Below are 24,498 nucleotides of genomic sequence, written 5' to 3'. Positions count from 1 at the left end.
AATTTCTCTCTCAATATCTAGTCAGGCGAGGCCCGCACTAGACCATCCCATGTGTTTGATACGCCAAGGCATTGACTACCAATCCATCCCACGATATACCATGAAATCCCATAGTGGATCGGTTCTCGTGGTGTCTCCGAAACAGGGAGAGCGGCGGCGGGACAGGGCATCGGACGAAACACGGATATGAAAGGCGGACGGCCATGGGGCTGTTCCTGTCCACAACCATCAACAAGGTGGACAGCAAGGGTCGGGTTTCCGTCCCGGCCAACTTCCGTGCGGCGTTGAAGCAGGAGGAGTTTCAGGGGGTCATTCTGTTTCCCGGCAACACCGACCAGCATGAATTTCTGGAGGGGTGCGGCATGGAGTTCCTGGAGCGTCTGAGTGCCGGCCTGGAAACCCTGCCGACGTTTTCCGAGGAACAGGAGACGATCAACCACTTCGTCTTCGCGGCCGCCGCCCAGCTTCCCTATGACCAGACCGGACGGATCATGCTGCCGCGCGAGATGATGGACGCGACCGGCATCACCACCCAGGCCACGTTCGTCGGGCTCGGCAAGACCTTTCAGGTCTGGGAGCCGGAGGCCTACAAGCAGCACGTCGCGCAATTGCGCCAGCGCAGCCCGGGCCGGCGGCCCTCCGCCCCGGCCCTCGCCGATGTGCCACGTCCGCCGCCGAGGGGGTCGTCATGAGTGACGCGCGGGCTCCCCATATCCCGGTGATGGCGCCCCAGGTCGTGGCGGCGCTGGCGGTGCGCGAGGGTGGTGTCTATGTGGACGGCACCTTCGGCGCCGGCGGCTACAGCCGCGCCATTCTGGCCGCCGCGCCGGGCTGCACGGTCTGGGCCATCGACCGCGACCCGTCCGCCGCCCGCTTCGCGGACGCCCTGGCGGCCGAGCATCCGGGCCGCTTTGCCCTGATCCAGGGCCGCTTCGGCACCATGGATCACCTGGTTTCCGCGCGCGGGGTGGCGTCGGTGGACGGCGTCGCGCTCGATCTCGGTGTCTCCTCCCTCCAGATCGACGATCCCGCGCGCGGCTTTTCCTTCCAGCACGACGGGCCGCTCGACATGCGCATGGGATCGCATGGGACGACGGCGGCTGACGTGGTGAACACCCTGGACGAGGCCGCGCTGGCCGACCTGATCCATGCCCTGGGCGAGGAGCGCCACGCCCGCCGCGTCGCCCGCGCCATCGTCGCCGCCCGCGCCGAGGCCCCCCTGACCCGCACCGGGCGGCTGGCCGAGGTGGTGCGCGCCGCCATCCCCGGCGCGGCGCGGCAGCAGGCGCGCGAGGGCATCGACCCGGCGACGCGGACGTTCCAGGCGCTGCGCCTGCATGTGAACGACGAGGCCGCCGAACTGGCCGACGGGCTGGCCGCCGCCGAGCGCCTGTTGGCGCCCGGTGGGCGCCTGGTGGTGGTCAGCTTCCACTCGCTGGAGGACCGCGCGGTCAAGGCGTTCATGCGGACACGCTCCGGCGATCTGCCCAATCCGTCGCGCCACCTGCCGGCGGCGGCCAACGACAGCGGCGCGCCGACGCCCTCGTTCCGGGCCATCGGCCGGCGGGCCGTGCGTCCAGATGCTGACGAGGTGGCGACCAACCCGCGTGCCCGCTCCGCGCGGCTGCGGGTGGCCGAACGCACGGCGGCGCCGCCCCTTCCCCACGCCAACGGGGGAGGCGCGTCATGATGGCTCTTCTGACACGCGGCGGCGGCGCGGTGTTGTGGGCGGTTCTGGCCCTTGCGGTGGCGACGGGGCTGTTCCTGCTGAAGTACGAGGTGCAGGCGCTGGAGACCGAACTGGCGGAGATCCAGCGGACCAACGAGCGCCACCGGGAAGCCATTCACGTCCTGCGGGCGGACTGGAGCTACATGAACCAGCCGGGCCGGCTTGAGGGTCTGGTGACGCGCCATCTGGACCTCGTGCCGGTCGTGCCCGGGCGTGTGGCGACCCTCGACGCGCTGCCGTACAGGCGGGACGAGACGGCGAAGACGAGAGACGGCGCCCCATCGGCGCAGCCGCCGCGGGTGATGAATCCAGGGGACGCCGACGCGTTTCCCGTGCCGGGGCGCAAGCCGACGGTGATGGCCGAAATGGGGGTGCGGTGATGTTCAGACTGTTTCGAACCGGCCGCCGTCACGGCGCGTTTCTGTATCCCGGGGCCGAGATCGGCGCGCCGGCCGGCGGCCGTCACGGCGCCTCCGAACGGGTCAGCATCGAGGGACAGGCCAAGGCGGCCGTCGAGGTCGGGCGGCAACGATTGGCGGTGACCGCCGGGGTGTTCGCGCTCGCCTTCTGCGTCATCGGCGCCCGCCTGGTGGACCTGATGGCCCTGAACGGCGGGGCCGAGGCCGCCCGTTTCGCGGCCGGCCGCGACGCCGTGGCCGCCCCCGTGGTGCAGCGCGCCGACATCGTGGACCGCAACGGCGTCATCCTCGCCACCAACCTGCCGACGACGAACCTGTATGCCAACGCCACGCGGGTGATCGACCCGGCCGAGACGGCGCGGCGGCTGATCGAGGTTCTGCCCGGCCTGTCGTTCGAGGAGACGCTGCGCAAGCTGTCGTCCGGCAAGACCTTCGTCTACCTGCACCGCAACCTGACGCCGTACGAGAAGAATCTGGTGAACCGCCTGGGCCTGCCCGGGCTGGAGTTCCAGGCGGCGGAGCGCCGGGTCTATCCGCACGGGCGGCTGGCCTCGCATGTGCTGGGCGCCACCAACATCGACAACGCCGGCATTGCCGGCATCGAGCGCACGTTCGACAGCCGACTGGACAGCGGCACCGCGCCGGTTCGCCTGTCCCTGGACATCCGGGTGCAGCACGCGGTTCACGCCGTGCTGTCGCAAGCCATCGCCCGCTTCCGGGCCATCGCCGGGGTTGGCGTGGTCGCCGACGCGCGCACCGGCGAGATCCTGGCCATGGTCAGTCTGCCGGACTATGAGCCCCGTGCCTACGGTCGTGCCGAAGCCGACGCCCGCTTCAACCGGGCCACGCTGGGCGTCTACGAGATGGGCTCGACCTTCAAGCTGATGAACACGGCCATGGGCCTGGAGGTCGGCGGCTATCGCCTGAGCGACGGGTTTGACGCCTCACAGCCCTTGCACATGGCCGGGTTCACCATCCGCGACTACCACGCCCAGAACCGGTGGCTGTCGATCCCGGAAATCCTGGTGCATTCCTCCAACATCGGCTCGGCGCGGCTGGCCCTGTCGGTGGGCGGAGAGGCGCAGAAGGCGTTCCTGAGTCGGCTTGGCCTGCTGTCGCCCCTGGCCATCGAACTGCCGGAGGTCGGCGATCCGCTCTATCCCAATCCATGGCGGCCCATCAACACCGTGACCATTTCCTACGGCCACGGCATCGCGGTCACGCCAGTGCATCTGGTCAAGGCCGTCTCGGCGCTGGTCAACGGCGGGATTGTTCGCCCGGCCACGCTGCTGCGCCGCGAGCCGGACGATGTGCCGGCCGGACGGCCGGCGGTGTCGGCGGCGACCTCCGCCGCCATGCGCGATCTGATGCGACTGGTGGTCACGGACGGGACCGGCCGTCAGGCCGACGTCCCGGGCTACCGCGTCGGGGGCAAGACGGGCACCGCCGAGAAAGTGGTCGGACGCGGCTACGGCAACACCGTCCTGATGCCGTCGTTCGTCGCCGCCTTCCCGATCGACGATCCGCGCTACGTGGTCCTGGTCACGCTGGATGAACCCAAAGGCATTCCCGAGACCCACAATTTCGCCACCGCCGGATGGAACGCCGCGCCGACCGCCGGCGCCATCATCGAGCGGGTGGCGCCGCTGTTGGGGGTAATGCCGACGCGGGACGTCATTCTGACCCGAGACCGAGTGCGGCTCGCTGCGGCGGAGGGAGCCGCCCGTGCGACTGAATGACCTGCTCAACAGGGCTGAGGGAAAGCCGGACCACACCACAAGGGACGACGACATGGGCCACATGCCGCCGACAGGCTGGAGCGAACAGGGGGACAGCGCCGTGGAGATCACGGGGCTGACCGCCGATTCGCGCAAGGTGGCCCCGGGGTACCTGTTCGCCGCGCTGCCGGGCGCGCGGGCCGATGGCCGGTCCTTCATCGGTGATGCCGTGGCGCGCGGCGCCGTCGCCGTGCTGGCACCTCAGGACACACGCCTGGATCCCGGCCTGCCGGCGGTCAAACTGATCCTGGAGGCCAATCCGCGTCAGGCGTTCGCGCGCATGGCGGCGCGCTTCCACGGCCGCCAGCCGAAGACCGTGGTGGCGGTGACCGGCACCAACGGCAAAACCTCCACCGCGCTGTTCACCCGCCAGATCTGGGCGGCGCTGGGCCGTTCGGCCGGCAGCCTTGGCACGCTCGGCGCCAGCGCGCCCGGTTATGATCGCGGTGGCACCCTGACCACGCCGGACCCGGTGGTGCTGCACCGAATTCTAGCCGAAATCGCCGATGCCGGCTGCGACCACCTTGCCATGGAGGCATCCAGTCACGGCCTCGACCAGTACCGCCTGGACGGGGTGAGAGTCGCCGCCGCCGCCTTCACCAATCTGACGCACGACCACCTGGACTACCACGGCTCCATGAGTGACTACATGCGGGCCAAGGCCCGGCTGTTCAGCGAGATCCTGTCGCCCGGCGGCGAGGCCGTGCTGAACGTCGATGATCCGCGCGGCGAGGCGCTGGACGACCTGTGCCGGGTGCGCGGTCTGCGCGTGTTCCGGTATGGCCGCGCCGGCAGCGACCTGCGCCTTGAGGCGGCGACGCCGACCCCCACCGGCCAGGAATTGGCGCTGTCGGTGCTGGGTCGTCCGTTCCGCGTTCATCTGCCGCTGGCCGGTGCATTCCAGGCCATGAACGCGCTCGCCGCGCTGGGCCTGGTGCTGGCCACCGGCGCCCATGTCGGCCGGGCCGTCGCGGCGTTGGAAACCCTGACCGGCGTGCCGGGCCGCATGCAGACGGTGGCGACGCTGCCCAGCGGCGCCGTGGCCCTGGTCGATTACGCCCACACGCCGGACTCGCTGCAGACCGTGCTTGAGGCGCTGCGGCCCCACGCCACCGGCCGGCTGGTGTGCGTGTTCGGGTGCGGCGGCGACCGCGACCGGACCAAGCGCCCGCTGATGGGCGAAATCGCCGCCCGCCTGTCCGACACCGCCATCGTCACCGACGACAACCCGCGCACCGAGGACGCCGCCACCATCCGCGCCGCCATCCTGGAGGCCTGCCCGGGCGGGATCGAGATCGGTGACCGCGCCGAGGCCATCCGCGCCGGCGTGGCCGCGCTACGGGGTCCCGGGGACGTGCTGCTGGTCGCCGGCAAGGGCCACGAGCGGGGCCAGACCGTGGGCGGTCGCGTCCTGCCGTTCGACGACGCCACGCATGTCCGCGACGCCGTCGCCGACTGCCACCGCAACGGGGAGGATTCGGCATGACGGATCGTCTCCCGCTCTGGACTCCTGACGAGGCCGCGCGCGCCACCGGCGGCCGCGCCGACGGGTGCTGGTCGGCGTCCGGTGTCTCCATCGACAGCCGCACCGTGCAACCCGGCGATCTGTTCGTGGCGCTGCGCGGCCCCAACCACGACGGCCACGATCACGTTTCGGCCGCGTTGGACGCCGGGGCCGCCGCCGCCGTGGTGGAGCGGGCGCCGGACGGCGCCGATCCGGCCCGCCTGGTGGTGGTGGACGACACCTTCGAGGCTCTCAAGGCCCTGGGTCGGTTCGCCCGCGACCGCGCGGCGGACGCGCGCGTCATCGGCGTGACCGGCAGCGTCGGCAAGACCGGCACCAAGGAAATGCTGGCGCTGGCCCTGGGCGCGCTGGGACCGACTCACGCCACACAGGGCAACCTCAACAATCACTGGGGCGTGCCGCTGACGCTCGCCCGCATGCCGGCCGACACCCGCTTCGCCGTCATCGAGATGGGCATGAACCACGCCGGCGAGATCGCGCCCTTGACCCGTCTGGCGCGGCCGCATGTGGCCTTCATCACGGCGATCGCCCCGGCGCACATCGAGTACTTCGGCACGGAAGACGCCATCGCCGACGCCAAGGCCGAGATTCTGGACGGGTTGGACCCCGACGGGGTCGCCATTCTGCCCCGCGATAGCCGCCACTTCCACCGTCTGCGCCGGGCGGCGGCGGCGGTCGGCGTCAGTCGGATCGTCGGCTTCGGCGCTCACGCCGAGGCCGAGGCCCGGCTGCTTGATCTCGCGCTCGATCCCGGCGCCACGCACGTCTTCATAATCGCCGACGGCGCCCCCCTGGGCTACCGGCTGGGCGTCGAGGGGCGTCACTGGGCGCTCAACAGCCTCGCCGTGATCGCCGCCGTTCAGGCCGTGGGCGGCGAGCCCACGCGCACGCTGGCCGCGCTCGGCCGCATCGCCGCGCCGAAGGGACGCGGGCAACGGGGAGACATCGCCATGTCCGGCGGGCGCCTGCACCTGATCGACGAGAGCTACAACGCCAGCCCGGCGTCCGTGAAAGCCGCCATCGCCACCTTGGCGCTGGCCCGGCCGGACGGGGACGGGCGGCGGGTGGCGGTGCTCGGCGACATGCTGGAGCTGGGCGCGCATGCGTCCGCCCTGCACGCCGATCTGGCGACGACGCTGATGGAACACGGCATCGACCGGGTGTTCACGGCCGGCCCGCTCATGGCGCATCTGCACGACGGCCTGCCGGCCCGGCTGCGCGGTGATCACGCCGACACGGCGGAGGCGCTGGCGGGGATGGTGGTCGACGCGGCGCGGCCGGGCGATGTGGTGATGGTCAAGGGATCGCTGGGCAGCCGCATGAACACGGTGGTGCGGGCGTTGCTGGCGCTGAAGGACCAGGACGTGGAAGGCACGGCGGCCTGAGTCGGTCTTGCCGGCCGCCAGAGGGAAAGTGAACGGTCATGTTGTACTACCTGTCCCAGTTTTCGGACCAGTTCGGAGCGTTGAACGTCTTTCGTTATCTGACGTTCCGCACCGGCGGAGCCGTCATGACCGCGCTGCTGTTCGCCTTCGTGTTCGGGCCGGCCATCATCCGCTCGCTACGGAGCCGTCAGAGCAACGGCCAGCCGATCCGCGACGACGGCCCAGAGGGTCACCTGCTGACCAAGAAAGGCACGCCGACCATGGGCGGCGTGATGATTCTGCTGGGCGTGGTCATTGCCACCGTGCTGTGGGCGGACCTGTCCAACGGCTACGTCTGGGCGGTGCTGTTCGTCACGCTGGGCTACGGCGGCCTTGGGTTCGCCGACGACTATCTCAAGGTCACGCGGCGCCATCACGGCGGTCTGCCGGGCCGCTCCAAGCTGATCGGGCAGGGCCTCATCGCCGTCGGGGCGGCGGTCTGGATCACCGCGCTCGGGGACCCGACCGACAGCACCGGCCTCGCCTTTCCCTTCCTCAAGGACGTGCTGTTCGATCTGGGCTGGTTCTACATCGCTTTCGCCACCGTGGTCATGGTCGGCGCGTCCAACGCCGTCAACCTGACGGACGGCCTGGATGGGCTGGCCATTGTGCCGGTCATTATCGCCACCGCCGTCTTCACCCTGATCGCTTATCTGGTCGGCAACGCGGTGTTCTCTGAATACTTGCAGATCCACCATGTCTCCGGCACCGGCGAACTGGCCGTTTTCTGCGGCGCGCTGATCGGGGCCGGCATCGGCTTCCTGTGGTTCAACGCGCCGCCCGCCATGGTGTTCATGGGCGACACCGGCTCGCTGGCCATGGGCGGAGCGCTGGGCGCCATCAGCGTGGTCACCAAGCACGAGATCGTGCTGGCCATCGTCGGCGGGCTGTTCGTGTTGGAGACGGTCTCGGTGATCGTCCAGGTGGCCAGCTTCAAGCTGACCGGCAAGCGCATCTTCCGGATGGCGCCGCTGCACCATCACTTCGAGAAGAAGGGCTGGGCCGAGCACACCATCGTCATCCGTTTCTGGATCATCGCCATGATTCTGGCGCTGATCGGCCTGTCCACCCTGAAGCTGCGATAGAACCCGGAGGCTGACGCCGTGATTCCCGTTTACGCCTACGCCATGGAACCCGTTGCCGTCATGGGGCTTGGCCGCTCCGGACTGGCGGCGGCGCGCGCGCTGATGGCCGGCGGCGCGCGGGTCATGGCGTGGGACGACGCCCCCGAGCGGCGCGCGGCGGCCGAGGCCGAGACCATTCCCGTCGTCGATCTGACCACCGCCGACCTGACGGGCGTGCGGGCCATGGTCTGGAGCCCGGGCATTCCCCACACCTTCCCGGTGCCGCACCCCGTGGCCGAGCGCGCCCGCGCCGCCGGTACCGCCCTGGTGTGCGACATCGAGCTTCTGCTGGGTGCCCAGCCCGCCGCGTTCGTGGTCGGCGTGACCGGCACCAACGGCAAGTCCACCACCACAAGCCTGATCGGCCACATTCTGGCCCACGCCGGTCACGCCCCGCAGGTGGGCGGCAACCTGGGCACGTCCGCGCTGGCGCTGGAGCCGGCGGGGCCGTTCGGCACCTATGTTCTGGAACTGTCGAGCTATCAGCTTGACCTGACGCCCTCGCTTGTGTGCGACGTCGCCGTTCTGCTGAACGTCTCGCCCGATCACCTGGAGCGGCACGGCGGCCTGGAGGGTTACATCGCCGCCAAGCGCCGGGTGTTCCAGGAGAGCCTGCCGCCGCGCAAGGTCTGCATCGGCCTGGACGACACCATCGGCCGCAACATGCACACCGAACTGGTGCGGCAGGACAGCCGCGACCTGATCCCGTTCGCGGCGACACGGGAGGTGCCGCGCGGCGTTTCGGCCAAGGACGGGGTTCTGGTCGACGACATCGACGGCAAGGCGCAGCGCGTGCTGAACCTGTCCGACCTGACGGCCCTGACCGGCGAGCACAACGCGCAGAACGTGGCCGCCGCCTACGCCGCGTGCCGCGCGCGTGGCGTCGCGGCGCACCAGATCGCCGAGGCCATCCGCACCTTCCCCGGCCTCGCGCACCGCCACGAGACCGTCGCCACCGTGGACGGCGTCCTGTTCGTCAACGACAGCAAGGCCACCAACGCCGAGGCCGCCGAGAAGGCCATCCTGTGCCACGACGACATCTACTGGATCGCTGGCGGCAAGCCCAAGGAAGGCGGCATCGACCGGATCGAACCGCACCTGGACCGGATCGTCCACGCCTACCTGATCGGCGAGGCAGCGGACGCCTTCGCCACCTTCCTCGACCGCAACGAGGTGCCGTACTCGATCTGCGGCACCCTTGAGAAGGCCGTGCCGCTCGCCTTCCAGCACGCCGTCGAGGACGAGGAAGAGGCCCCCGTGGTGCTGCTGTCGCCGGCCTGCGCCTCGTTCGACCAGTTCACCGACTTTGAGGCGCGCGGTGATGCCTTCAAGGCCTTGGTGGCCGAACTGGCCGCCGAGACCGAAGGAGACGACGCGCTCGAAGATGACGCTCTTGAAGACGACGACGGGGAGGGCTCATGAGCGCGCGCCGCCGCACAGCACTGTCCCCGACGCCGGCCACCGCGTCGTCCGGGCCGGGCGTGGCGCCGCCGCCGACGCCGGCGGCGGGCATGGGCGGCCATGCCCATCGGGTCCGGCTCCGTCCCGCCGACGGCAGCGTCATCGGCCGCTGGTGGTCGTCCGTCGATCACCTGATCCTGGCCACCGTGATCCTGCTGGCGGTCATCGGCATGGTGCTGATCCTGGCCGCCGGCCCCCCGGCCGCCGGCCGCATCAACGCCGACACCTTCCATTTCGTGCAGCGGCAGATGCTGTTCCTGCCGCTCGGGCTGACGGTCTTGTTTGCCGTCTCCCTGCTGTCGCCGCGCGGCGTGCGCCGGCTGGCCGTGGCGGGGTTCGGCGCGACCCTGGTCCTGCTGGCGCTCACGCTGGTGATCGGTCCCGTGACCAACGGCGCGACGCGCTGGCTGGCATTGCCCGGGTTCACGGTGCAGCCGTCCGAGATGCTCAAGCCGTTCTTCGCCGTCGTGGTGGCCTGGATGCTGTCCGCCAAGGCCCAGTCGGAAGACGTTCCCGGCACCGTCATCTCCATCATGCTGCTGGTGATCGTCTGCGGCATCCTGCTGTCGCAGCCCGATGTGGGCATGACGCTGGTGGTCGCCGCGATCTGGTGCGCGCAGATGTTCATGGCCGGCCTGTCCTTGGCCTGGGTGGCGCTGATCGGCGCGCTCGGGCTGGGTGGCGCGGTGGGCGCCTATTTCATGTTCCCGCATGTGGCCTATCGGGTCGACCGCTTCCTCGATCCCGACAGCGGCGACAGCTATCAGGTGCTCCAGTCCATGAAGGCGTTCGCCGACGGCGGCCTGTTCGGGCGCGGTCCAGGCGAGGGCCGCGTCAAGGAAGACCTGCCCGACGCCCACACCGACTTCATCTTCGCCGTGGCCGGCGAGGAGTTCGGACTGTGGCTGTGTCTGCTGGTGGTGGCGCTGTTCGCGGTGCTGATCCTGCGCGCGCTGACCCGGGCCATGGAGGCGCGCGACCTGTTCGTCATGCTGGCGGTGGGCGGCCTGTCGGTGCAACTGGCCATGCAGACGGTCATCAACATGGCCTCTAGCCTGAACATGATGCCGACCAAGGGCATGACGCTGCCGTTCCTCAGCTACGGCGGCTCGTCGATGATCGGGGTAGCGCTGGCCACCGGGATGATTCTGGCGCTGACCCGGCGCCGCGCGCGATGGGAGGAGCGGCCATGACCGACTCCCCCTTCATTCTGCTGGCGGCCGGCGGCACCGGCGGCCACGTCTTCCCGGCGGAGGCGCTGGCCGGTGTGCTGGAGGCGCGCGGCTGTCGTCTCGGCCTGATGACCGATGTGCGCGGCCAGGAGTACGGCGGTACGCTCGGCCGGCTGGAAACGTGGCGGGTCGAGGCCGGCGGCATCGCCGGGCGCGGCCTGGGCGGACGCCTGTCCGGCATGCTGAAGCTGTCCAAGGGCGTGTTCCAGGCGTGGCCGCTGCTCACCCAACTGAAGCCCGACGTGGTGGTCGGCTTCGGCGGCTATGCCTCGTTCCCGGCCGTGGTGGCGGCCAGCGGCCTGAAGCGCCCGAGCGTGATCCACGAACAGAACGCCGTGCTCGGCCGCGCCAACCGCATGCTGGCCAAGCGCGCGAGCGCGGTGGCGACCGCCCTGCCCGCCGTGCGCTTCCTGCCGCCGGGCAAGGGGCGCCATGTCGGCAATCCGGTGCGCGCCGGCATCCTCACGGCGCGCGAGACGCCCTATGCGTCGCCGGGCGAGGCCGGGCCGATCCGGCTGTTGGTGACCGGGGGCAGCCAGGGCGCGCGCGCCCTGACCGATCTGGTGCCGGCGGCGCTGGCGGCGCTGCCCAATGAGCTGCGCGGCCGGCTGGCGGTGGCCCAGCAATGCCGCCCGGAAGACCTGGAACGCGGCCGCGCCGCCTATGCCGAGGCCGGCATCACGGCGGAGACGGAGACCTTCTTCGAGGACATGCCGCAGCGGTTGGCGGCGGCGCATCTGGTGATCTGCCGCGCCGGGGCCTCGACGGTGGCGGAACTGACCTGTGTCGGCCGGCCGGCGCTGCTGATCCCGTTTCCGTTCGCCACCGACGACCACCAGACCGCCAACGCCCGCGCGCTGGACGCGGCCGGCGCCGCGTGGCTGGCCCCCCAGGACAGCCTCGACGTCGCCACCCTGTCGGCCCGCCTCGCCGCGCTGCTGAGCGACGGCGCGGCCCTCGCCGCCGCCGCCGCGAACGCCCGCGATCTCGGCCGCCCGGACGCCGCCGAGCGCCTCGCCGACCTCGTCCTGTCCCTCACACCGACCCGGGAGACCGCCGCGTGAGAGCCCTGCCCCTTGATATCGGCCCCATCCACTTCGTGGGCATCGGCGGCATCGGCATGAGCGGCATCGCCGAGGTGCTGCACAACCTGGGCTATGCGGTCCAGGGCAGCGACCTGTCCGAGAACGCCAACGTCAAGCGCCTGCGGGATCTGGGCGTGCGGATCACCGTCGGCCATGACGCCGCCAATCTGGGCGAAGCCCAGGTGGTGGTGATCTCGTCGGCGGTGAAGGGCGGCAATCCGGAGGTGGACGCCGCCCGCGCCCGCCTCGTGCCGGTGGTGCGCCGCGCCGAGATGCTGGGCGAGTTGATGCGCCTGAAGTGGGCCATCGCCATCGGCGGCACTCACGGCAAGACCACCACCACGTCGATGGTCGCCGCGCTGCTGGAAGCGGCCGGCTTCGACCCCACCGTCATCAACGGCGGCATCCTCAACGCGCGCGGCACCAACGCCTATCTGGGTCACGGCGACTGGATGGTGGTGGAGGCCGACGAGAGCGACGGCACCTTCACCAAGCTACCGGCGACCATCGGCGTCGTCACCAACATGGACGCGGAGCACCTGGACTTCTACGGCAGCTTCGAGCGCATGCGCGAGGCCTACAAGACCTTCGTCCAGAACCTGCCCTTCTACGGGTTCGCCACGCTGTGCATCGACCATCCGGAGGTGCAGTCGCTGATCCCGGAGGTGCTCGACCGCAAGATCGTCACCTACGGCTTCAGCCCCCAGGCCGACGTGCGCGCCGTGAACCTGCGGCGCGGCGCCGAGGGCGCGCGCTTCGAAGCGGTGCTGACCGACCGCGCGACCGGCACCAGCGCGACCATGCCGGATCTGTTCCTGCCCATGTTCGGACGCCACAACGTCCAGAACGCGCTGGCCGCCGTGGCCATCGGTCACGAAATGGGCATCCCCGCCGAGACCATCCGGGCCGGACTGGCCGGCTTCAAGGGGGTGCGGCGCCGCTTCACCCGGACCGGAACCTGGAACGGCGTGACCATCGTTGACGACTACGGTCACCACCCTGTGGAAATCGCCGCCGTGCTGGGCGGCGCCCGCGAGGTGGCCGGCGAGCATCGGGTGATCGCGGTGGTGCAGCCGCACCGCTACACCCGGCTTCAGGCGCTGTTCGAGGACTTCTGCACCTGCTTCAACGATGCCGACGAGGTTCTGGTGGCCGACGTCTACCCGGCCGGAGAGGCGCCCATCCCCGGCATCGACCGCGACGCCCTGGTGGACGGCCTGCGCACCCACGGGCACCGCAACGTCACCGCGCTGGCGGGACCGGACAGCCTACCGGAGACCGTCGCCGGCATGGCCAGGCCCGGTGATCTGGTGATGTGCCTGGGCGCCGGCACCATCTCGGGCTGGGCCAACGCCCTGCCCGGTCAGTTGCAGGCCCTTGGCGACACGGCAGGCCGCCGCCCCACCGGGACGGGAGGACGCCTATGATGCCCGCGTATCATCTGGAAGCTCCGGCGCACCTGATCGAACGCCTGCCGCCCGTGCGCGGCCGGCTGCGCGCGGATGCGCCGCTGGCCTCCTACACCTGGTTCCGGGTCGGCGGCCCGGCCGAGGTGCTGTTCCGTCCCGCCGACGCCGAGGATCTGGCGGCGCTGCTGGCGGCCCTGCCCGACGACGTGCCGGCCACCGTGATCGGCGTGGGCTCCAACCTTTTGGTGCGGGACGGCGGCGTGCGTGGGCTCGTGGTGCGGCTGGCCGGCCCGTTCGCCGACGTGCACGTCGAGGGCACCCACGTCATTGCCGGGGCGGGCGCGCTGGACGCCACGGTGGCCAAGGTCGCGCTCGCCGCCGGTCTGTCGGGGCTCGAGTTCTTCTCCGGCATTCCCGGCACCATCGGCGGCGGCCTGCGGATGAACGCGGGCGCGTACGATCACGACGTCAAGGGGTGCCTCGTCTCGGCCCGCGTGGCGGACCGGCGGGGCACCCTGTTCGAGGTGTCCGGCGACGAGCTTCATTTGTCCTACCGCCATTGCGGCGCGCCGGAAGACTGGATCTTCCTGTCGGCGGTTTTCAAGCTCAAGCCCGGCAACCCGGTGGAGATCGCCGGCCGCATGGAGGCCATCGGAGCCTCGCGCGCGGCAAGCCAGCCGACCCGGGGCCGCACCGGCGGTTCGACCTTCGCCAACCCGTCCTGCTGCAAGGCTTGGGAACTGATCGACCGCGCCGGCTGTCGCGGCCTGAGGCGCGGCGGCGCCCAGGTCTCCGAGAAGCACTGCAACTTCCTCATCAACACCGGTGAGGCCACCGCCGCCGACCTGGAGGGACTGGGCGAGGAGGTGCGGCGCCGCGTGCGCGAGGCCAGCGGCACCGACCTGCGCTGGGAAATCCGCCGCATCGGCGATCCGCTGCCGGGTTTCGGTCCGGGAGGTGTGTCATGAGCCGGCGCGTCACGGTCCTGATGGGCGGCTTCTCCGCAGAGCGCGAGGTCTCGCTGAACAGCGGCGCGGCCGCCATCGCCGCGCTGGAGCAGGCCGGCTACACGGTCACCGGGTACGACGTCACCCGCGACACGGACGCGTTGCTGCGCGTGTTGCGCGACAGTCGCCCGGACGTGGTCTTCAACGCCCTGCATGGCCGCTACGGCGAGGACGGGCGCATCCAGGGCCTGCTGGACATCCTGGGTCTGCCCTACACGCACTCCGGGGCGCTGGCCAGCGCCATGGCCATGGACAAGCCCACGGCCAAGGCGGCGTTCGCCGCCGCCGGCCTTCCGGTGGCCGATCACGTGGTCGTCGGGTGCGACGCCTTCGCCGACCCGGCGGTCGAGCCGATGGCGCGGCCCTACGTCGTCAAGCCGCTGAACGAGGGCTCCAGCGTCGACGTCTACGTGATCCAGGAGGGCAGCAACGTCCTGGAACGCCTGCGCGCGGACTGGCCGTTCGGCCGCCGCGCCATGGTCGAGCGCTTCATCCCCGGCCGTGAACTGACCGTCGCCGTGATGGGCGAGGGCGAGAGCGCCAAGCCGATGGCGGTCACCGAGATCACCACAGCGCGCGGGTTTTACGACTACGACGCCAAGTACGTGGCCGGCGGCTCGCGGCACGTGCTGCCGGCGGACCTGCCACCCGACGTCACCGAGGCCTGCCTGGACATGGCCGCGCGCGCGCACCGGTCGCTGGGCTGCCGGGGCGTGAGCCGCGCCGATCTGCGCTACGACGGCGAGACCCTTTATGTGCTTGAGGTCAATACGCAACCGGGCATGACGGCGACGTCCCTGGTGCCGGAACAGGCGGCGCTCATCGGGATTTCGTTTCCCGATCTCTGCGTCTGGATGGTGGAGGCAGCGACATGCGATGGCTGAGCTTCGGCGGAGCACGTAACGCCAAGGGCCGCGCGGGACGCGGACGACAAAACACCGGACGCGGCAAGAAGACACGGCGCACCGCGACCCGGCGTCGTCTGCCGACGTGGTCGGCGATGGTGCAGGCCATGCGGCTGACCGCCGGCCTGCTGGTTCTGCTCGCGGTCACCGGCGCCGGCGTCTGGGTCTGGCAGTCCGGGGTCGTCGGCCGCCAGATCGACGTCGCCGGCGCGGCGCTGGAACGCGTGGCCGTGCGCGGCGGTCTGGTGGTGCGCTCCGTCACCGTCGAGGGCCGCATCCGCACCGAACCGGCCCGGCTGCTGGGCGCCTTGGGAACGGCGCGCGGCGAGCCCATCCTGAGCTTCGATCCGCACGCCGCCCGCGCCCGGGTCGAGGCCCTGCCCTGGGTGGCCCAGGCGCGCGTCGAACGGCGCCTGCCGGATACCATCCATGTCGTGCTGACCGAACGCAATCCGCTGGCGCTGTGGCAGCGTTCATCCGAGGGCGACTACGCGCTGATCGACAGCACCGGCACATGGCTGGAGGTGGACACCCGGCCGTTCGCCGACCTGCCGCTGATCGTCGGCGAGGACGCGCCGAGGGTGGCGCCTTCGTTGATGGACCTGCTGGCCACCGAGCCGCGGCTGGCCCAGCGGGTGCGGGCCGCGACCTGGGTGGACCGGCGGCGCTGGACGGTGCGCCTGGACGGGATCGAGAGCGGAATCGACGTACGCCTGCCGGAAACCAACCCGGGCGCCGCGTGGCGCCGGCTGGCGGCGCTGGACCGGGACACCAACCTGCTGGCGCGCGACATCGACCGGGTCGATCTGCGCCTGCCCGACCGGCTGGTGGTGCGCCCGCGCTCACCCGGCCGCGTCGGCGGAGACGGCGAGACGGCGCCGGGCGCGCCGGCCAACGCGCCCCGCGTTCTGGTGTCCACGTCGGGACAGGAGACCTGACCGCCATGCTGATGCTGACCCGAACCGACCGAGACCGGCATTCAGACGCGCCCCCGCCCGCATGGCGGCGCCGGGGCGGGCTGATCGCGGCGCTTGATGTCGGCACCACCAAGGTGGCGTGCTTCATCGCCCGGGCCGACGAGTCCGGCGGCGGGCTGCGCGTGCTCGGCGTCGGGCACCATCAATCGCGCGGGGTCCGCTCGGGACGCGTCGCCAATCTGGACGAGGTCGCCACGGCCATCCGCAAGGCCGTCGCCCGCGCCGAGGACATGGCGGGCGAGCACATCGACGGCGTGGTGGTGGCCGTCTCCGGCGGCGATCCGGAAAGCCGGCGCATCGACGTGGAAATGGCGGTGGCCGGACATCAGATCCGCGACGCCGACGTGCGCCGCATCCTCGCCTGCGGCGGCCAGCAACCGAGCGATCCCGACCGCGAGCTGCTGCACTGCATCCCGGTCGGCTACACCATCGACGGCACCGACGGCGTGCTTGATCCGCGCGGCATGTACGGAGAGCGCCTGGGCGCGCGCATGCATCTGGTCTCGGCCGCCGCCGGGCCACTGCGCAACCTGTCCACCGTGATCGAGCGCTGCGAGTTGGACGTGGACAGCCGCGTGGCCGCGCCTTACGCCGCCGGGCTGGCCTCGCTGGTGGAGGACGAGCGCGACCTGGGGGCCACGGTCATCGACATGGGCGGGGGAACGACGTCCGTCGGCGTCTTCCTGGGCGGCCACGTCATTCACGTCGGCGTCATCGGCGTCGGCGGCGGCCACGTCACCAACGACATCGCCCAGGGCCTGTCCACCCCGCTGGCCATGGCCGAACGGCTCAAGACCATGTACGGCGCGACCCTGACCTCGCCCGCCGACGCCCGCGAAATCCTGCGCGTACCCCTGGTCGGCGAGGACGAGGATCAGCCGGCCCTGGAGATCCCGCGCTCCTATCTGGTGCAGGTCATCCGCCCCCGCGTCGAGGAAACCCTGGAACTGGTGCGCGCCCACCTCGCCGCCGCCGGCGTGGACCGCATCGCCGGGCGCCGCGCCGTGCTGACCGGCGGCGCCAGCCAGCTTCCCGGGGTGCGGGAGTTGGCCGAGCATATTCTGGACAAGCAGGTCCGGCCGGGTCGGCCGCTGCGTCTGCACAATCTGGCCGACAGCGCTGCGGGCCCCGCGTTCGCGACCTGTGCCGGCCTGCTGAGTCACGCCGTTCAGGACCATGTCGAACGGCCGATCCTGGACGAACCACCCCGCTCCGGCGGGCTGTTCGCGCCGGTTCACCGCATCGGCCGCTGGCTGAGGGAGAATTTCTGATGACCCATCCCGGTGACGACCTTTTCGAACTGGCCGGCGCCGCGTCCGCCCCGGCCCCCGAGGCCATGGACGGACCCGAGCGGTTTCCGACCGCCGGCACCGGGCAGGACCCTTCGGACTTCGCCGCCACGGCGGAGCCCACCGACACGAACACGACCGGACCCGGGCTCGCGACAGAAGGCGCGGTCCTCCCTACCCCCCCGGTCCCCACACCCGCGGCACGGCCGACGGACCAAGAATCGGACAACCGATCATCCATCAACCCAGCAGACGGGAGAAGCGGTCATGACGCACCGCGCCCGACACAGCCTGAGACACACACGGAGGCAAACATGACCATCAGTCTTGGCGTGCCTGACGACATTGAGCCCCAAATGAAGCCCCGTATCACCGTGATCGGTGTGGGTGGCGCCGGAGGCAATGCCGTCAACAACATGATCGAGGCCCGGCTTGAGGGCGTCGAGTTCGTCGTCGCCAACACCGACGCCCAAGCGCTGGCCCAGGCGCGCACCGACCGGCGCATCCAGTTGGGCGGCGAGACCACGCACGGTCTGGGCTCCGGCGCCCGGCCGGACATCGGCCGCGCCGCCGCCGAGGAAAGCTATGAGGCCATCGCCAGCGAGTTGAAGGGCAGCCACATGTGCTTCATCACCGCCGGCATGGGCGGCGGCACCGGCACCGGCGCGGCGCCGGTCGCGGCGCGCTGCGCCCGCGACATGGGGATCCTGACCGTCGGCGTGGTCACCAAGCCGTTCCAGTTCGAGGGCTCGCACCGCATGCGCCTCGCCGAGGGGGGCATCGAGGAACTGTCGCAGTACGTCGATACCCTGATCATCATCCCCAACCAGAACCTGTTCCGGGTCGCCAACGAGAAAACCACCTTCGCCGATGCCTTCAAGATGGCCGACAACGTGCTCTATGCCGGCGTGCGTTCGGTCACCGACCTGATGATTATGCCGGGCCTGATTAACCTGGACTTCGCCGACGTACGCACGGTGATGATGGACATGGGCCGGGCCATGATGGGCACCGGCGAGGCCAGCGGCGACAACCGCGCCATCGAGGCCGCCGAGGCCGCCATCGCCAACCCGCTGCTGGAGGAAACCTCCATGCGCGGCGCGCGCGGCGTGCTGATCAACATCACCGGCGGCAACGACCTGACGCTGTACGAACTGGACGAGGCGGCCAACCGCATCCGCGAGGAAATCAAGTGCGAGGACGCCAACGTCATTTTCGGCTCCTGCCTGGACTCCTCGCTGGACGGCACCATGCGGGTTTCCGTGGTGGCCAGCGGCATCGACGCCGTCTCCCAGGCCCGCCCGAGCGACAGCGGCGACGCTGCCGGCAGCGGCTTCGGTCTCGGACTGGCGGCGGCCAGCAAGGTCGCGGCAGCCACCGGCGGAGCCGACCGGGCGGCCCGGGCGCCGGCATCTGCTCCCAAGACCGAACCGGCGACGCCGGAACGGCCGGCGGCGGTGGCCCGGCAGGGCGACGACCTGATTGATCCGTCCATGGTGCTGGGCAGCGACTCCGACGGTGAGGTCCGGCCGGCTGCCCGGGAGACGCACGAGGACCGCGCGGCCCCTGCCGCCACCGCTCCCGCGTCCCGTCCGGCCCAGGGCGCCCCGCGTCCGGCGCCGCGAGAGGTCACCCGTCCGCCGTTCCGCGCCCAGCCGGGATCCGCACCCACGCCCGCCAACGCGCCCGCGTCGGCGACCGGCCATCGCGCCTTCATTCCGCAGCCCCCCACCCATTCGAACCCGGCCCAGGCGCCGGCGTCCGCCCCGGCGGCGCGCCTCACCCCGGGCGCGGCCCCGTCTCCCGGACAGGCGTTCGGCGGTGGTGGCCAGGGCAACGCGGAGGTGGTCGGTCAGATCGATCTGTCCCGTCAGGTGCACGGCCAGACCGCCCTTGATCCGCGCTACGCCGAGCGCCACGCCGCCCACTCCCATGCCCCGGCGCCGCGCCAGGGTCAGGACCCGCAGCGCGCGGCGATGCAGCCCGGACTGCGCGCCGCGCCGTCGGCTCGGTCCGGTGATCGCGACAATCACCCGGACCACGGCCGCGGCCCCGAGCACGGCGAGACCCGCCGCGAGCGTCCCAGCCTGTTCCAGCGCATGACCGGGTTCGGCCGCGCCCGCGCCGACGAGGAAGAGCGCGACCACGGTCACGGTCATCACCTGGGCGAGGCGCGGCATGGTCACCACGGCCAGTCCGCCGCGCCCGGACCCATGCGGATCGATCCGGAGGACCGACCCGTGACCTCGCACCAGGAGGATCAGCTTGAAATCCCGGCGTTCCTGCGCCGGCAGGCCAACTGATCCGATCCGAACCAGCGCACACAGACAGGCCAATGGCGGATGAGTCCCCTCATCCGCCATTCGGCTGTCTGGAGGACTGCCCCGTGCCCTCAGGAATCCCCTCATTTCTTAAATATGCAATTAAATCAACAGGGTATCGCGCAGGCCGATGTCGTGAAACCCATTGGTATTGCGGCCCTTTTCCGAAATGAGGGGTTCGCAATGACGAGTCACAGTGTCGCGCGAGCGAAGAGCCGCCGCTTCGGCGGGAAGAAGAGTGAATATGAGAGCCGAAGGGGGAAGGAGAACAGGCCGGCACCGGCCGCAACCGGTGTTCTGCCCTCATCCTGAGACTTGCTGGCCCCGCGCTGGATTCGTTGATGTCGGCTGATGAATTCTCTACCCTGATCCAAGCTCTTGACCGAGCCATGAGCCGCCGTCACACGGTGGCGCATGGAGCGTGTCTCGCAGCATCGGGGCATGGATCAGTGCACGAGAAACACTGTCTTGTGCCGCGACGTTCCGCGGTCGGATCGGGGGCTGACGGCATCCGCCGCGGGTGGAGAGGGAAAGACAGAGCCGATCCGGCAACGGCCCCGTGGGGCGCGACGCGGGTCCAGGAGCGCGCGGAAGCGGGTGACCGTCGCCGAGTCGGCCATGGCCGGGCGGAGGCGCGCCATGATCGTTGACGCCATTCTGAAGCGGATCCTGAAAGACGGGTCCCTGACCATCATCAACCATGCCGGACTGCGGCGCGTCTATGGCGAGGCGCCGATCCCGGACCACGGCACCGGGCCGGTTCCCGGTCCGGCAACGATCCGGATCACCGATCCACGTTTCACCAGGAAGTTCGTCTCCGGCCCGGAACTGGCCTTCGGCGAGGCCTACATGGACGGCACTCTCGTGGTCGAGGAGGGCAGCCTCTACGATGTGCTGGGCATGATGATCCACAACCTGCACCGCTACAGCCGAGCGTCCCGGTTCTTCAAGGCCCACTGGGCGCTGAACCGGGGGCTGCGGTGGATCTACCAACACAATCCCGTGCATCGGGCCGAGCGCAACGTCGCCCACCACTACGACCTGTCGGGCGAGTTGTACCGGCAGTTCCTCGACGCCGATCAGCAATACTCGTGCGCCTACTGGCCGCCCGGTGTCGCCGACCTGGAGGCGGCCCAAGAAGCCAAGAAGCGGCATATCGCCGCCAAGCTGCTGCTGCGCGAGGGCCAGACCGTGCTGGACATCGGCTGCGGCTGGGGCGGTCTGGCGCTGCTCATGGCGCGGGAACACGGCGTGCGGGTCACCGGCATCACGCTATCGAAAGAGCAACTGGGCGTCGCGCAGCAACGCGCCCGGGATCAGGGTCTGGAGGACCTGGTCGAATTCCGCCTACAGGACTATCGGCGCGTCACGGAAACCTTCGACCGCATCGTCTCCGTCGGCATGTTCGAGCATGTCGGCGTCAATCACTACGCCGCGTTTTTCGACAGGACCCGGGCGCTCCTGAAGCCGGACGGCGTGTTCCTGTTGCACACCATCGGCCGCGCGGAACAGCCCGGCGGCACCAATGCCTGGCTGCGCAAGTACATCTTCCCCGGCGGGTATACGCCCGCGCTGTCCGAACTGGCCGGGGCCGTGGAGCGCTCCGACTGGATCCTGAGCGACCTGGAGGTGCTACGGGTCCACTACGCGGAGACCATCCGGCACTGGCGTGAACGGTTCGCCGCGCACCGCGATCACGTCGTCAACACCCTGTACGACGAGCGGTTCTACCGCATGTGGGACTTCTACCTGACCGGCTGCGAGGTGGTGTTCCGGTTTGATCGGCAGGTGGTGTTCCAGGCGCAGTTGACGCGCGAACTGGGCGCGGTGCCCATCACTCGTGACTACATCACCGACGACCAGCGCACGGCCGAGGCCACCGCCCGGCGGGGCGGGCCGCACTGGGGTACGCCCGTCATGCGCGAGACGGGGTAGGGGGTGGGAGGGCAACTCCCCCCCGACGAAGGGGAGGGTTCAGAGGGTGCCGCCCCCCGCGAACCCGAGCTCCCGTTCCAGCACCGCCAGCGACTCCTCCAGCGGTCCCATGATTTCCTCGATCTCCGGTTCTGTCAGGATCAGCGGCGGGCAGACCATGACGTGGTCGCCGACATAACCGCCCCGGGTGCGGCGCCAGTAGATGATGAGCCCCCGGTCATAGGCGAGGTCCACCAGCCGCGCCGCCGCCATGTTCTCCGGCGGCAGTGGGTCCATGGTGTCGCGGTCGGCCACCAGTTCCACCGCCAGCAGCAGGCCTTTGCCCCGCACGTCGCCGATGAAGGCGAAGCGCTCCTTCAGCCCTTCCAACCGGGCCTTCAACAGATCCCCGATGTGGGCCGCGTTGCCGGGCAGGTCGCGGCGCACCGTCTCGCGCAGCACCGCCAGACCGGCGGCGCAGGCCAGCGGGTTGCCGGCATAGGTGTAGCCGTGGATGAAGCCGCCGTGTTCCATCACCGCCTCGACCATTTTATCGGAGGCCACCATGGCGCCCAGCGGCGCGTAGCCGGCGGCGAAGCCCTTGGACAGCGCCATCAGATCCGGCTTCAGGTCCCAGTGCTCGCTGGCCAGAAACCGCCCGGTGCGCCCGGCCCCGGTCATCACCTCGTCGTGGATCAGCAGCACGCCGTAGTAATCGCAAATCTCGCGGATGCGCGGATAGTAGCTGTCGGGCGCCACCAGCGCTCCGGTCGAGGCCCCGCCGACCGGCTCCATAATGAAGGCCAGCACGGTCTCCGGTCCCTGTCGCAGGATTTCGGCCTCCAGCATGTCGGCGTAGCGGCGCCCGCGCTCCTCCATCGTCAGGCCGTCGCGGTCCAGGTAGCAGGTGGGCGCCGGAATCTTCGGCATCTCGTGCATCATGGGCGCGAACGGCGCCGTCATGGTGGTGTAGCCGGTCAGGGCCAGCGCGCCCAGCGTGGCGCCGTGGTAGCTGGGATAGCGCGAGATCACCTTGAACCGCGTCGCCTCGCCGATGGCCAGGGCGTACTGGCGCGCCAGCTTCAGGCAGCTTTCCACCGCCTCCGACCCGCCGGAGACGAAGAACACGCGGTCCATGCCCTCCGGGCTCAACTCGGCCACCAACCGGGCGAGGTGTTCGGCCGGCGCGTTCTCGAAATGCAGCCGGTAGCCGAAGGTGGACTTTTCCATCTGCGCCCGCATGGCCTCCAGCACCACCGGATCGGAATGGCCGATGTTGCTGACCATGGCGCCGGAGGAGCCGTCCAGATACCGTTTGCCGGCGACGTCCCACATGTGGACGCCCTTGGCGCGGTCGAGCAGGGGCCGGCGGTGGCGCGACTGATAGAACAGGTGCGAACGGGCCGGGCCGGCGTCCATGTCGGGCACGGCGGGGGCGTAGTCCGGCGGAGCTTCCGGCACCGGAGATGGCGCGGTCGAAACGTGTTCCATGGCGGAACCTCACAGGTTGGGGCGGGACGGGGCGGTGCGCCGTCAGCGTCGCGACGGCCGGCCGGGCCGCCCCCATGGAGGCCACTGCGTCTCCTCACTCACGGCCCGCGTGAGCCGCTGCGTCATGGTCTCGTGCATCCCCGTCCGCCTCATGCGTCCGAATCCCCGTCCAGCAGCACGCAGTCGTCGCCGCGCACGCGGATCCAGACCTCGGCGCCCTCCGGGAACGGTGCGCGGTCGATGGGGTTGATGGCCTGGAGATCGACGCCCGCGCCCGGATCGCCGTCGTCGCCGATGGTGGTCAGGAAGTAGCGGGCGCTCTGGCCCAGGTAGTCCACGGTGCGCACGCGGGCGCGCATCAGGCTGTGGCCGGGCGCCGGATCATGCGACTCGCCCAGCAGCAGCCGCTCGGCGCGCAGCACCAGCCGCACCCGCTCGCCCTCCGGCCGGCCGGCGCGGTCGCGGGTGTGGCACAGGATGGTGGCCCCGGCGTCCGTGATGACCTTGACGAAACCGCCCTCCTCGCCGGCCACGCGGCCCGGCAGAATGTTCGAATGCCCCAGAAAATCGGCGACGAACTGGCTGGCCGGCTCGTTATAGACAAGGTCCGGCGGGCCAATCTGCTCGATCCAGCCCTGGTTCATGACCACCAGGGAATCCGACATCGCCAGCGCCTCGGACTGGTCGTGGGTGACGAACACGGTGGCGATGCCCAGTTCGCGCTGAATGCGTTTCAGTTCGACCCGCATTTCCTCGCGGAGGTTGGCGTCCAGGGCCGACAGGGGTTCATCGAGCAACAACACATCCGGCTGGATGACGATGGCCCGGGCCAGCGCGATGCGCTGTTGCTGGCCACCCGAAAGCTGGATCGGCCGCCGGTCCTCGACGTGCGGCAACTGCACCAGGGCCAGCGCCTCGCGCACCCGCTTGGTGACCTCGGCCTTGGGCACGTCGCGATACTTCAGGCCGAAGGCGACGTTGTCGAACACGCTCTTATGCGGGAACAGGGCGTAGTTCTGGAACACGAGGCCCAGGTTGCGTTTGTGAATGGGGACCGACGTGACCGAGCGGCCCTTGACGCGGATGTCGCCCTCGGTGGGGTCGAGCAGGCCGGCGATCATGCGCAGGGTCGTGGTCTTGCCGCAGCCGGACGGGCCGAGCAGGGTGACGAATGAGCCCTCGGGCACGGCCAGATCGGTCTTCTGCACGGCCACGAAGGCGCCGAAGCGCTTCTCGACGGCCTCAAGCTCGACGGCGTTCGCGGTGGTGCTGGCATCGGTCATGGGCGAGGGTCCGTTGGTCGCTTGTTCTTGCGTTGGACGGCGGGTGTCCTTCGGCCACCCGCCCTAAGGAATAGGGCTAGGGCGGCTGGCCGCAGGACAGCCGCCGCCCCGAACAACCGGTCTGG

The 24,498-nt window shown here is 70.4% G+C and carries 19 protein-coding genes; 17 read left to right on the top strand and 2 right to left on the bottom strand.

The features are described 5' to 3' along the window. The first annotated feature begins 203 nt into the window (after window positions 1-203). The 17 genes from BLS85_RS04250 (at window position 204) to BLS85_RS04170 (ending at window position 21,620) form a co-directional block, all read left to right on the top strand. Window positions 204-692 carry a division/cell wall cluster transcriptional repressor MraZ gene (locus tag BLS85_RS04250; RefSeq protein WP_143027086.1) on the top strand — a complete coding sequence of 163 codons (489 nt, stop codon included), beginning with the start codon at window positions 204-206 and terminating at the stop codon, window positions 690-692. After that, window positions 689-1,690 carry a 16S rRNA (cytosine(1402)-N(4))-methyltransferase RsmH gene (gene rsmH, locus BLS85_RS04245; RefSeq protein ID WP_092782623.1) on the top strand — a complete coding sequence of 334 codons (1,002 nt, stop codon included), beginning with the start codon at window positions 689-691 and terminating at the stop codon, window positions 1,688-1,690. Before BLS85_RS04250 ends, rsmH begins: the two co-directional genes overlap by 4 nt. Then, window positions 1,687-2,109, top strand: coding sequence for a cell division protein FtsL (ftsL, locus tag BLS85_RS04240; RefSeq protein ID WP_092782619.1), 423 nt, complete (start codon window positions 1,687-1,689; stop codon window positions 2,107-2,109). The genes rsmH and ftsL overlap by 4 nt, the downstream gene beginning before the upstream one ends. Further along, window positions 2,109-3,887, top strand: coding sequence for a peptidoglycan D,D-transpeptidase FtsI family protein (locus tag BLS85_RS04235; protein WP_092782616.1), 1,779 nt, complete (start codon window positions 2,109-2,111; stop codon window positions 3,885-3,887). Before ftsL ends, BLS85_RS04235 begins: the two co-directional genes overlap by 1 nt. Before the next feature lie 52 nt (window positions 3,888-3,939). After that, window positions 3,940-5,412, top strand: coding sequence for a UDP-N-acetylmuramoyl-L-alanyl-D-glutamate--2,6-diaminopimelate ligase (locus BLS85_RS04230; RefSeq protein ID WP_092782613.1), 1,473 nt, complete (start codon window positions 3,940-3,942; stop codon window positions 5,410-5,412). Next, the gene (locus BLS85_RS04225) at window positions 5,409-6,836 is read left to right on the top strand and encodes a UDP-N-acetylmuramoylalanyl-D-glutamyl-2,6-diaminopimelate--D-alanyl-D-alanine ligase (RefSeq protein ID WP_092782610.1); all 1,428 of its coding nucleotides are present in this window, start codon (window positions 5,409-5,411) and stop codon (window positions 6,834-6,836) included. The genes BLS85_RS04230 and BLS85_RS04225 overlap by 4 nt, the downstream gene beginning before the upstream one ends. 38 nt (window positions 6,837-6,874) lie before the next feature. Beyond that, window positions 6,875-7,960: a phospho-N-acetylmuramoyl-pentapeptide-transferase gene (gene mraY, locus BLS85_RS04220; RefSeq protein ID WP_092782607.1), complete on the top strand. Its 1,086-nt coding sequence runs from the start codon at window positions 6,875-6,877 to the stop codon at window positions 7,958-7,960. Between the two features lie 18 nt (window positions 7,961-7,978). Continuing rightward, window positions 7,979-9,421 (top strand): UDP-N-acetylmuramoyl-L-alanine--D-glutamate ligase, encoded by a 1,443-nt coding sequence (murD, locus tag BLS85_RS04215; protein ID WP_176793360.1) that lies wholly within the window; start codon window positions 7,979-7,981, stop codon window positions 9,419-9,421. Further along, the gene (gene ftsW, locus BLS85_RS04210; protein ID WP_342729044.1) at window positions 9,418-10,653 is read left to right on the top strand and encodes a putative lipid II flippase FtsW; all 1,236 of its coding nucleotides are present in this window, start codon (window positions 9,418-9,420) and stop codon (window positions 10,651-10,653) included. Before murD ends, ftsW begins: the two co-directional genes overlap by 4 nt. Then, window positions 10,635-11,756 (top strand): undecaprenyldiphospho-muramoylpentapeptide beta-N-acetylglucosaminyltransferase, encoded by a 1,122-nt coding sequence (murG, locus tag BLS85_RS04205; RefSeq protein ID WP_092782604.1) that lies wholly within the window; start codon window positions 10,635-10,637, stop codon window positions 11,754-11,756. Before ftsW ends, murG begins: the two co-directional genes overlap by 19 nt. After that, window positions 11,753-13,204, top strand: a complete 1,452-nt coding sequence (gene murC / locus BLS85_RS04200) for a UDP-N-acetylmuramate--L-alanine ligase (RefSeq protein WP_092782601.1) — start codon at window positions 11,753-11,755, stop codon at window positions 13,202-13,204. The genes murG and murC overlap by 4 nt, the downstream gene beginning before the upstream one ends. After that, window positions 13,201-14,154 (top strand): UDP-N-acetylmuramate dehydrogenase, encoded by a 954-nt coding sequence (murB, locus tag BLS85_RS04195; protein WP_092782598.1) that lies wholly within the window; start codon window positions 13,201-13,203, stop codon window positions 14,152-14,154. The genes murC and murB overlap by 4 nt, the downstream gene beginning before the upstream one ends. Continuing rightward, complete coding sequence (locus BLS85_RS04190; RefSeq protein WP_092782595.1) at window positions 14,151-15,077, top strand: D-alanine--D-alanine ligase; 927 nt, start codon at window positions 14,151-14,153, stop codon at window positions 15,075-15,077. The genes murB and BLS85_RS04190 overlap by 4 nt, the downstream gene beginning before the upstream one ends. Next, window positions 15,065-16,036 (top strand): cell division protein FtsQ/DivIB, encoded by a 972-nt coding sequence (locus BLS85_RS04185; protein ID WP_092782592.1) that lies wholly within the window; start codon window positions 15,065-15,067, stop codon window positions 16,034-16,036. Before BLS85_RS04190 ends, BLS85_RS04185 begins: the two co-directional genes overlap by 13 nt. A gap of 5 nt (window positions 16,037-16,041) precedes the next feature. Further along, entirely contained in the window at window positions 16,042-17,346 is a 1,305-nt protein-coding gene (gene ftsA / locus BLS85_RS04180; RefSeq protein ID WP_092782589.1) for a cell division protein FtsA, read from the top strand. A gap of 332 nt (window positions 17,347-17,678) precedes the next feature. Then, window positions 17,679-19,667, top strand: coding sequence for a cell division protein FtsZ (ftsZ, locus tag BLS85_RS04175; RefSeq protein ID WP_092783205.1), 1,989 nt, complete (start codon window positions 17,679-17,681; stop codon window positions 19,665-19,667). A 657-nt stretch (window positions 19,668-20,324) separates the two neighbouring features. Beyond that, window positions 20,325-21,620: an SAM-dependent methyltransferase gene (locus BLS85_RS04170; protein WP_092783202.1), complete on the top strand. Its 1,296-nt coding sequence runs from the start codon at window positions 20,325-20,327 to the stop codon at window positions 21,618-21,620. 39 nt (window positions 21,621-21,659) lie between these two features. Here the strand turns inward: BLS85_RS04170 and BLS85_RS04165 are convergent, their stop codons facing one another. After that, window positions 21,660-23,090, bottom strand: a complete 1,431-nt coding sequence (locus tag BLS85_RS04165; protein WP_245699068.1) for an aminotransferase family protein — start codon at window positions 23,088-23,090, stop codon at window positions 21,660-21,662. Window positions 23,091-23,239: 149 nt separating this feature from the next. Then, window positions 23,240-24,373: an ABC transporter ATP-binding protein gene (locus BLS85_RS04160; protein WP_092782586.1), complete on the bottom strand. Its 1,134-nt coding sequence runs from the start codon at window positions 24,371-24,373 to the stop codon at window positions 23,240-23,242. Between the last annotated feature and the right edge of the window lie 125 nt (window positions 24,374-24,498).

It is taken from the genome of Rhodospira trueperi (genome assembly GCF_900101965.1).
Classification (GTDB): Bacteria; Pseudomonadota; Alphaproteobacteria; order Rhodospirillales; family Rhodospirillaceae; genus Rhodospira; species Rhodospira trueperi.
The sequence above is the reverse complement of the archived record's forward strand: the minus strand, read 5'-3'. Positions and strand labels throughout refer to the sequence as shown.